A 6,361-nucleotide genomic window follows, 5' to 3' on the forward strand; every position below is an offset into this window, starting at 1 on the left:
CGCATCGTTCCCCGATCACGAAATCTGCACAGATGGCGCGAAACCTCGACGGCGGCTACCGGCTCTGCCAATCTCTGGTGAAGGGCCTGGACATCCTGGCTGCGCTCAACCGCAGTTCCGGCGGCTCGGCCTCCATCGCCGAACTGACCCGCACCACCGGCATGCACCGGACCACCATCAAGCGCCTTCTGGAGACGCTGCGCGAGGCCGGCTATCTGGAATGGGACCCGGCCACGAACCTGTACCGGCTGACATTCCGGGTGCACCAGTTGAGCTATGGGTTTCGTGACAACGTCGCGATCACCGAAGTCGCCTGGCCCATGATGCGCGCGTTATCCAGAGCCATCGTCTGGCCCTGCTCCATCGTGTCGCTGGAAGGCGATGAGATGATCGTTCGGGCATCCACGCGCTCATACAGCCCTCTGTCCTTTCATCCCGGCATGCCCGGCCGCCGGCTACCCATCCTGACCACCGCTGCCGGCCGCGCCTACCTGGCTTACGCACAGCTGGAAGAACTGGCAGCCATCCTGGACCTGCTGCAGGGCCGGACCGACGACTACGCCAGGCTGGCGGCCGACGACCGTTTCGTCCAGACGCTGATCGCCCAGACCCGTGAGCGCGGCTATGCCTTGAACCAGGGCGAATGGACGGACGAGCCGAAATTCGGCGGCGTCGCGGTGCCACTGCGCTTCCAGGATCGGGCCGTGTCCTCGCTGAACGTGATCTTCCTGTCGCGGGGAGTGAAGGACGACGCGGCGCGACGCAAGATCGTGGACCATCTGTTCGAAGCGCAAAGGGAAATCGAGGAACGATTCGCGGCGCATAGGCAGCAGATGGGCTAGGCGGCGAAATTTTCCGCCAAAGGGAATATTGGACGGCCCGCCCCCGTATACCGTTCAAGCACCCTTCATCAACCACCAAGGAGTATCCCATGGTAGCCAGGAAAACATCGCTTCTGCCCTCCCTGCTGCTGGCAACGGCGGCCCTGTTCGGCGCGTCGGCCGCGCAGGCGGCCCCCGCCCAGGCGAAGGACGGCGTGCGGGCCGGCGGCAACGGCATGACGCTCTACGTGTTCGACAAGGACGTCGCCGGCAGCGGCAAGAGCGTGTGCAACGGCCCGTGCGCGACCAACTGGCCACCGCTGATGGCTACGGCCTCGGACAAGGCCGAGGGCGACTACACGGTCATCACGCGCGACGACGGCAAGGCCCAGTGGGCGTACAAGGGCAAGCCGCTGTACTTCTGGGTCAAGGACCAGAAGCCGGGCGACAAGACCGGCGACGGCGTCAACAACGTCTGGCACGTCGCCAAGCCCTGACCTGACCGGCCCATGGACAGCCGCGCGGTGACCGCCCTGCTTCCGCGTCTGCGGCGCTATGCCCGCGCGCTGGCGGGCGATCGCGCGGCGGCCGACGATCTCGTGCAGGACACCCTGGAACGCGCGTGGGCGCGCCTGCACACGTGGCACATCGGGCGCGACCTGGGCGCGTGGCTGCTGTCCATCATGCACAACCTGCGCGTGGACCAGTTGCGGGGACAGCGGTTGAACACCGTGCCGTGGAACGAAGCCCTGGACGACATGCCGTCGCGGCCCACGCAGGCGGACGGCATCGAGCTCGAGGACCTGGAGCATGCGCTGGCGCAGTTGCCGGAGGAACAGCGGGCGGTCCTGCTGCTGGTCGCGCTGGAAGGCATGCGCTACACGGAGGTCGCGGACACTCTGGGCATCCCGCTGGGGACCGTCATGTCCCGGCTGTCGCGGGGGCGGGAGCGCCTGCGGCAGATCCTGGACGGACAGCCGCCCGCGGCCGGAACACTGCGGATGATCAAGTGAAACCATGATGCCCATCACCGAAGCCGATCTGCATGCCTACGTCGACGGCGAGCTGTCGCCCGCGCGGCGGGCCGACGTGGGGGCCCATCTGGCCGCCCATCCGGACGCCGCCGTGCGCGTGCGGGCCTGGCAGGAACAGAAGCGCGCGCTGCAACGGCTGTTCGAGCCGGTACTGGACGAACCGATCCCGCCCGCGCTGGAAGCCGCGGCGGTCCCGCCAGGCGCCCGGCGCAGTCGCCCGCCGTGGCCCGCCCTGCGCATTGCCGCCGGCCTCATGCTGGCCCTGCTGGGCGGCATGGCGGGCTGGTGGGGACACGGCCGCTACCAGGCCTCGGCCCTGGCCGACGCGCGGCCGTCGTTGCCCCAGCAGGCCGCCATCGCCCACGCAGTCTATAGTCCGGACGTGCGCCGGCCGGTCGAGATCGGCGCGGACCAGGAAGCCCAGCTCGTCACCTGGCTGTCGCGGCGGTTGGGCCGGGACGTGCGGGCGCCCAAGCTGGGCGGCCTGGGCTTTGAACTGGTCGGCGGCCGCCTGCTGCCCGGCAGCGAAGGCCCCGTGGCCCAGTTCATGTACCAGGACGCCGGCGGGCAGCGCCTGACCCTGTACGTCAGCACCGAGCGCGACGGCAATCCGGACACGGCCTTCCGCTTCGCGCGCGAGGGCGGCATCAATGTCTTCTACTGGATAGACGGGCCCTTCGGCTATGCGCTGTCGGCGGGGGTTTCCAAGGACGAGCTGGCGCGGGTGGCGTCGGCCGTGTACGACCAGTTGGATAAGCGGTAGGTATCGCGGGCTGTTGCCAGGGCATGCCGATTCAAGCATCCCTACTTTTGATTTGTACGGCAATTTGCCGTATGATCGAAATAGGAGGACAGCACCATGTCTACAGCCGTTTCCACCGCTCGTCTCGAAGCTCGAATCAGTACCGACCTGCATTCGATGCTCAAACGCGCCGCCGAACTCCAGGGCAGGACCATGACTGATTTCATCGTTGCCGCGGTTCAGGATGCCGCTCAGCGGGCTATCGAACAGGCCGAGGTCATTCGTTTGTCGCTGGCCGACCAAGAGTGTTTTGCTCAGGCTTTGATGGAGCCCCCGCCCCCCACCCCGGCCTTGAAGCGCGCAATGGCTCGTCGCCGCAAACTCTTGCGTGCTGAATGAGGAATGCGCCTTTCCTGGTCGGATCCCTCGATGCGACTCATGACCGTACAGCATTCAATTGCGATTCGGAGCCTCTGAATCGCTACCTGCGAGAACAAGTGTCGCAGGATGTCCGCCGCCGAGTGGCGGCCTGTTTCGTGGCCATGGCCGATGGGCAGCGCATCGCGGGCTACTACACATTGGCCTCGGCCAGTCTGCTGCTGACGGATCTGCCAGCTAGTGTCGGCAAGAAACTGCCCCGCTATCCGACCGTACCCGCCGTTCGCATGGGACGCCTGGCCGTGGATCAGACATTCAAGGGCCAGGGCCTAGGCGGCGCGCTGCTAGCCGATGCGCTTGACCGGGCCGCCCGTTCGGAAGTCGCCGCCTACGCGCTGATGGTGGACGCCAAGGACGAGGCAGCGGCGGCTTTCTACCGATACCATGGATTCATCGCTTTGCCGGACTCGCCGCGCACACTCTTCCTGCCACTGGCTACCGTACGTACGTCCCGAAGCTGATCCGTCAGTGTCCGCCATTCTCCAGATCGTTCTGGCCACGCGTCGCCCACGTCGTGGTGCGCTTTTCGATGGCGGCCGCGATGGTGTACATCGCGATGCCCATGACACTGGTCACGATCAACCCGGCAAATACCAGCGGCACGTCGAAACTGGCGGAAGCCGCCATCATCAAATGGCCGATCCCATGCTCGGAGGACACCGTTTCCGCGGTGATGCTGCCGACGAAGGCCACGGTGATCGCGATCTTGAGCGAGGCGAAGAAATACGGCATGGCACGCGGCAGCCCGACCTTGCGCACGATGTCCAGCGGGCGCGCGCCCAACGCGCGCAACACGTCGCGCTGCTCCGGCTCGATGGTGGCGATGCCGGTTGCGACGTTGACCACGATGGGAAAGAAGCTGATGGCAAATGCGGTGATGATGGCGGGTACGGTATTGACGCCGAACCACAGTACCAGCACCGGCACCAGCGCGACCTTGGGAATGCTGTTGAACGCCACGAGCAGAGGATAGAGCCCGCGGTAGACCAGCGTGGACGCCCCGATGGCGACTCCGGTGACGATGCCGAGCACGACGGCGAAAGCGAACCCTATTGTCGTGGACACCAGGGTGTGTCCGGCGTCGACCAGCAGCGGCTCCCACCACTTGATCATGCCCTGGGCGATGGCCGAGGGCGGCGGCAATACGAAATCCGCGATGCCAAGGCCGCGAACCGCAGCTTCCCAAACCAGGAAGAACCCCAGGATGACCAGCCATGGCAGCACACGCTCCAGGCGGCGCCGGCGTTTCAGCGCAGCCGCGCGCGCGGCGGCCCGGCTGCTGCGCGTGGCTCGACGCACCTCGTTGATAGGCAAGGCATTGTCACGCTGCATGTTCGACCTCTTCAAGACTGTCTTGCCGGCCACGCGCGACTTCGATGGCTTCGCGCAATTCATGGACCAGGGCATTGAATTCAGGCGAGAACGTATCCTCGCGCCTGCGCGGACGGGGGAACGGCACCACGTGCTCGGCGATCACCCGGCCCGGGCGTGACGACATGACCACCACCCTGTCGGCCAGGTAGACCGCCTCCCGCAGATCGTGCGTAACCAGCATCACCGTAGGGCGCCGGGCCATCCAGACGTTCTGCAGGACCGACCACAGGTCCTCGCGCGTGAAGATATCCAGGGCGGCGAACGGTTCGTCCAGCATCAACAGCGCCGGCTCGTGGATCAGCGCCCGGCACAGCGACGCCCGCTGCTGCATGCCGCCCGACAATTGATGCGGCAGCTTGGCGCCGAACCCGCCCAGCCCGACCAGTTCGAGCAGCTCCTGCGCCTTGGCCACGTAGTCGGCCTTGTGGGCGCGCAGGCGGCTGCGATGCCCGGTCGCGACTTCGAGCGGCAGCATGACATTGTCGAGAATCGTGCGCCACGGCAGCAGCGTGGGATTCTGGAACGCCATGCCGACGATCGACAGCGGCTGGTCCACTTCCTTGCCATCGATGATCACACCGCCGTCGGTCGGCAGCCATAGGCCGCTCATCAATCGCATCAGGGTCGACTTCCCGCATCCCGACGGCCCCACCACCGCGACCAGTTCGCCGCGGTTGACGGTCATGTTCAGATTCTCGAGTGCAAGCGTGCCGTCGACCCCGCCGTAATGCATGGAGACGTCATACAGTTCGGCAAAGGGACGGCCTTCAGGAGACGGGCTGTTCATGGGTGGATGTCCTGGAAAGTTCAAGGGTTTCTTCGCGCTTCTGCAGCCACCACGCGTAGTTCTGCGGCAGCAGTTCGTGCGGCCGCGCCAGGCCCAGCTCGCGCGCCGCGTGCGCCGCCCAGTTCGGGTTCCACATCATCTCGCGCGCCAGCGCCACCAGGTCGCAGTCGCCCGCCTGCAGATAGCCTTCGGCCTGCCGCGCCTCACGGATCAAGCCCACGGCCATGGTGGGGATGCCCACCTCCTTGCGGATGCGCCGCGCGAACGGCACGTGGTAGCCCGGCACGCGCGGCACCACATGCAGCGTGAGCGGACCGTCGATCCCGCCCGACGAGCAATCGAACATGTCCACCCCGCGCTCCTTCAGCCGGCCCGCCAGCACGATCGTGTCCTCCAGGCTCCAGATGCCGCCGCGGCCATCCACGCACGACCCGCGGAAGAACAGCGGCCGGTCGGCCGGCCACGCAGCCCGGACCGCCTCGATCAGCTCCAGGCCGAAGCGCATGCGTCCTTCGATGTCGCCGCCGTAGCCATCGGTGCGATGGTTGGTGATCGGCGACAGGAACTGCTGGATGATGTAGCCGTGCGCACCGTGTATCTCGCAGATGTCGAAGCCCGCGTCCAACGAACGCTTGGCCGCATCGACGTGCGCCTGGATCACCGCCCGGATGTCGTCGCGATCCATTTCCTTGGGCACCATCGCCCCTTCCTTGAACGGAATGGGGCTGGGAGCCAGGCCTGACCAGGGCGGGCGGCCCTGGGCGGCGTCCGCCTCCCCCAGCGGCGAGAAGCCCTCCCACGGCGCCCGCGTCGCCACCTTGCGGCCTGCATGGCCCAGCTGGATGGCGCTGACCGTACCCTGCTCGCGCAGGAAATCGGTAATGCGGCGCCAGGCCTTGGCCTGTGCATCGGTGTAGATGCCCGGGCAGTCGTAGGTCTTGCGCGAGCGCTGGGAGACCGAGGTCTCTTCGCAGAAGACGATGCCGGCGCCGCCCAGCGCGAACTTGCCCAGGTGCACCAGGTGCCAGTCGGTGGGGCAGCCATCGACCGACTTGTACTGCGACATCGGCGACACGACGATACGGTTGCGTGCCGTCACGCCCCGCAGCGTCAAGGGTTGGAACAACATCGGAACGTCCGTGTCCGGACCTTGGTCAGGAGAAAG

9 protein-coding genes are annotated in these 6,361 nt (G+C 66.6%); 6 read left to right on the forward strand and 3 right to left on the reverse strand.

Annotated features, from left to right (window positions below):
* Window positions 1-32 precede the first annotated feature (32 nt).
* The 6 genes from N5K27_RS27940 to N5K27_RS27965 all read left to right on the forward strand — a co-directional run bounded on the left by N5K27_RS27940 (window position 33) and on the right by N5K27_RS27965 (window position 3,496).
* Window positions 33-842: a helix-turn-helix domain-containing protein gene (locus N5K27_RS27940; RefSeq protein ID WP_087836758.1), complete on the forward strand. Its 810-nt coding sequence runs from the start codon at window positions 33-35 to the stop codon at window positions 840-842.
* An 89-nt stretch (window positions 843-931) separates the two neighbouring features.
* Window positions 932-1,318, forward strand: coding sequence for a hypothetical protein (locus N5K27_RS27945; protein ID WP_279820824.1), 387 nt, complete (start codon window positions 932-934; stop codon window positions 1,316-1,318).
* A 12-nt stretch (window positions 1,319-1,330) separates the two neighbouring features.
* Window positions 1,331-1,834 (forward strand): sigma-70 family RNA polymerase sigma factor, encoded by a 504-nt coding sequence (locus N5K27_RS27950; RefSeq protein ID WP_087836760.1) that lies wholly within the window; start codon window positions 1,331-1,333, stop codon window positions 1,832-1,834.
* Window positions 1,835-1,838: 4 nt separating this feature from the next.
* Window positions 1,839-2,618: an anti-sigma factor gene (locus N5K27_RS27955; protein WP_087836761.1), complete on the forward strand. Its 780-nt coding sequence runs from the start codon at window positions 1,839-1,841 to the stop codon at window positions 2,616-2,618.
* 96 nt (window positions 2,619-2,714) lie between these two features.
* Entirely contained in the window at window positions 2,715-2,996 is a 282-nt protein-coding gene (locus N5K27_RS27960) for a DUF1778 domain-containing protein (RefSeq protein ID WP_087836762.1), read from the forward strand.
* Window positions 2,993-3,496, forward strand: a complete 504-nt coding sequence (locus tag N5K27_RS27965) for a GNAT family N-acetyltransferase (RefSeq protein WP_087836763.1) — start codon at window positions 2,993-2,995, stop codon at window positions 3,494-3,496. The genes N5K27_RS27960 and N5K27_RS27965 overlap by 4 nt, the downstream gene beginning before the upstream one ends.
* A gap of 4 nt (window positions 3,497-3,500) precedes the next feature.
* Here the strand turns inward: N5K27_RS27965 and N5K27_RS27970 are convergent, their stop codons facing one another.
* The 3 genes from N5K27_RS27970 to N5K27_RS27980 form a co-directional block, all read right to left on the reverse strand.
* Window positions 3,501-4,367 carry an ABC transporter permease gene (locus tag N5K27_RS27970; protein WP_087836764.1) on the reverse strand — a complete coding sequence of 289 codons (867 nt, stop codon included), beginning with the start codon at window positions 4,365-4,367 and terminating at the stop codon, window positions 3,501-3,503.
* Window positions 4,357-5,196, reverse strand: a complete 840-nt coding sequence (locus N5K27_RS27975; RefSeq protein WP_217896286.1) for an ABC transporter ATP-binding protein — start codon at window positions 5,194-5,196, stop codon at window positions 4,357-4,359. The genes N5K27_RS27970 and N5K27_RS27975 overlap by 11 nt, the downstream gene beginning before the upstream one ends.
* Window positions 5,177-6,361: NADH:flavin oxidoreductase/NADH oxidase (locus N5K27_RS27980; protein ID WP_279820830.1), on the reverse strand; the 1,185-nt coding region annotated here is incomplete at its 5' end. The genes N5K27_RS27980 and N5K27_RS27975, both read right to left, overlap by 20 nt.

It is taken from the genome of Pigmentiphaga sp. GD03639, from assembly GCF_029845405.1.
Lineage (GTDB): Bacteria > Pseudomonadota > Gammaproteobacteria > Burkholderiales > Burkholderiaceae_B > Pigmentiphaga > Pigmentiphaga daeguensis.

Coding starts and splice junctions, on each gene's coding strand:
- N5K27_RS27940 (WP_087836758.1), top strand. CDS start 33: ATGGCGCGAAACCTCGACGGCGGCTACCGGCTCTGCCAATCTCTGGTG.
- N5K27_RS27945 (WP_279820824.1), top strand. CDS start 932: ATGGTAGCCAGGAAAACATCGCTTCTGCCCTCCCTGCTGCTGGCAACG.
- N5K27_RS27950 (WP_087836760.1), top strand. CDS start 1,331: ATGGACAGCCGCGCGGTGACCGCCCTGCTTCCGCGTCTGCGGCGCTAT.
- N5K27_RS27955 (WP_087836761.1), top strand. CDS start 1,839: ATGATGCCCATCACCGAAGCCGATCTGCATGCCTACGTCGACGGCGAG.
- N5K27_RS27960 (WP_087836762.1), top strand. CDS start 2,715: ATGTCTACAGCCGTTTCCACCGCTCGTCTCGAAGCTCGAATCAGTACC.
- N5K27_RS27965 (WP_087836763.1), top strand. CDS start 2,993: ATGAGGAATGCGCCTTTCCTGGTCGGATCCCTCGATGCGACTCATGAC.
- N5K27_RS27970 (WP_087836764.1), bottom strand. CDS start 4,367: ATGCAGCGTGACAATGCCTTGCCTATCAACGAGGTGCGTCGAGCCACG.
- N5K27_RS27975 (WP_217896286.1), bottom strand. CDS start 5,196: ATGAACAGCCCGTCTCCTGAAGGCCGTCCCTTTGCCGAACTGTATGAC.